This window comes from Streptomyces durbertensis (genome assembly GCF_014156695.1).
Lineage (GTDB): Bacteria > Actinomycetota > Actinomycetes > Streptomycetales > Streptomycetaceae > Streptomyces > Streptomyces durbertensis.
Genome location: NZ_WMLF01000648.1, coordinates 1 through 2,130, shown reverse-complemented (window position 1 = coordinate 2,130; position 2,130 = coordinate 1). Strand labels below are relative to the sequence as shown.

The following is a 2,130-nucleotide window of genomic DNA, read 5'->3' as shown; positions in this document are numbered from 1 at the left end:
GCGCTCCCGGACCACCTCCCGCACCCACGGCCACTCCAGGCCGCCCTCGCCGCACCCCAACGCGGGTATCGCCACACTGTCCAGCCGCAGCTCGGCGGCCACCTCGACCAGGCTGTCCAGGCCGGCGCGGATGTCACCGGGCCGGGATCCGGACCGCCAGTGCCGCTTGGTGGGGAGGTTCAGCACCCAGCGCCGCTCCCCCACGGCGACCGGGAACACCCGCCCGGGCCGGACCTCCCCCGCCGCGCAGGCGCGCACGTAGACCTTGAACATCTCCGGGTAGGCGCTCCTGAAGCGCAGCGCCAGGCCCTTGCCCATCACTCCGACCGTGTTGACCGGGTTCACCAACGCCTGGGCGTCGTCCCGCAGCAGGTCCCCACTCCGCTCGACCAGCACAGCCCCTCCTCCACCGACGGTCGACCCCCAGTCAAGCACCGGACACCGACAACGCACCCGTGCACGCGTCCGCCGCCCGCACCGGCGGTCGGTGCGGGCGGCGGACGGGAAACCCGGGACAGGCCGGCGCCGGGCGTCCGTCGCGGTCAGACCACGCCCCGCCAGGCGCCGCTCTCGGCGCCCCGCGCCTCGATGTAGTCCTTGAACCGCTCCAGGTCACCGCTGGCCCGGCGGCGGACGAAGCCCAGCTTGTCGCCGACGTTCTCGGCCAGGCCCTCCGGGTCGAACTCCATCTGGAGCATCACCTTGGTCCGGTTGGCGTCCAACCGGTGGAACGTCACCACACCCGCCTGCCGGGCCTCGCCGGCGACGGTCGTCCAGGCCACCCGCTCGTCGGGGATCTGCTCGGTGATCCGCGCGTCGAACTCACGCCGCGCGCCACCGACGTCGGTCACCCAGTGGGTGAGCGTGTCGGTCCGCTGCTCCACTCGTTCGACGCCCTCCATGAACTCGGGGAACGTCTCGAACTGCGTCCACTGGTTGTAGGCGGTGCGCACCGGAACAGCGACTTCCACCGACTCCTCGACCTGCGACACAGTGTCCTCCTTCCCTTGTTCGTGCGGCCCCGCACCGAAGTGCCGGGCCGACGGGGGGACTCCGTTTCCTCCCGTGCGCCTCGCGTACCCGGCGATCGGCCCCTTATGTCCCGGATCTCCGCACGTCCCGGATCTCCGCCGGTCTCCAGCCGCCTCAGGCTCCGTCCACGCCGAACCAGCGCCGGGCCAGTTCGTCGAACGTGGCGGCGCCGCCGGGCGGGACCTCACGCAGGAACCAGGGCAGATGACACTGCCGGTGGAGGAGGGTGTACGCCATCGCCACCCGGGGTGCCGCCGCGATGTCGCGCTCGCCGAGCCCGTACGCGGTCAGGAAGGCACGCAGCAGTCCGGCGTCGCCCCGGGTGAGGAAGAGGCCGACGGCCACGAGGTCGTACTCACGGGCGCCGCGCATGGCGGGCTCGAAGTCCAGCAGGCCGGTGGCCGTCCAGCGCCCACCGGCGCCCCGGCGGCCGTGGACGTGCACCGGCATGAACTCGGTGTGCAGCAACACCGGCGGCCCGGCGGGTAGTTCCACGGTGGCGAGGAAGTCCGGGATCTGCCGCAGCCACTCGGCGGGCGCGCCGAGTCCCCGCTGCCGCGACACGCAGGCGGCGGCCCGCTCCTCCACGAACCTCCCCCAGTCGGCCGGGCCGAGGCCCTCCGGCGGCGGGACGGCGTGCATCGCGGCGAGCGCGCGGCCGAGTTGCTCGACCACCCGCCGGCGCTCGTCGGCGGACAGCCCCGGCCACGCCCCGGCCAGGCTCTCGCCCGGCAGGCGGCCCATCAGCAGGGCGCCCCACCCCTCGACGACCTCGGCGGCGCGCACACCGGGCACCGCGACCGGCAGTCGCCCCCGCAAGGCCCGCAGGGCGCCGCTCTCCACGTCCAGCTCGTCGACGTACGGCGGCGGGTAGAGCTTCAGGACCAGCTCCTCCCCCACCGCGTACACCGGGAGCGAGCCCTCGTCGAACGGCTCCGGTCGCACGCCGGGCGCGCCCAGCCGTTCACACAGTCGGGTGACGGCCGGGACGAGCCGTTCGGCGTCCAACTGCTGGCACTGGTCTTCGGTGAGGACTCGCGGTAGTCCGATCATCCGGTCAAGATGTCCGGTGTGCCCGGCGGGCGGCAACCCGAATAC

The 2,130-nt window shown here is 73.6% G+C and carries 3 protein-coding genes; all 3 read right to left on the bottom strand.

The annotated features are described in order from the left end of the window. A partial coding sequence (locus GL263_RS25490; RefSeq protein ID WP_182858102.1) for a macro domain-containing protein occupies positions 1 to 396 on the bottom strand: 396 nt, incomplete at its 3' end. A gap of 146 nt (positions 397 to 542) precedes the next feature. Beyond that, positions 543 to 992 (bottom strand): SRPBCC family protein, encoded by a 450-nt coding sequence (locus GL263_RS25485; RefSeq protein ID WP_182858101.1) that lies wholly within the window; start codon positions 990 to 992, stop codon positions 543 to 545. 154 nt (positions 993 to 1,146) lie between these two features. Continuing rightward, the coding region (locus tag GL263_RS25480) for a phosphotransferase family protein (RefSeq protein ID WP_228456821.1) at positions 1,147 to 2,130 on the bottom strand (984 nt) is incomplete at its 5' end.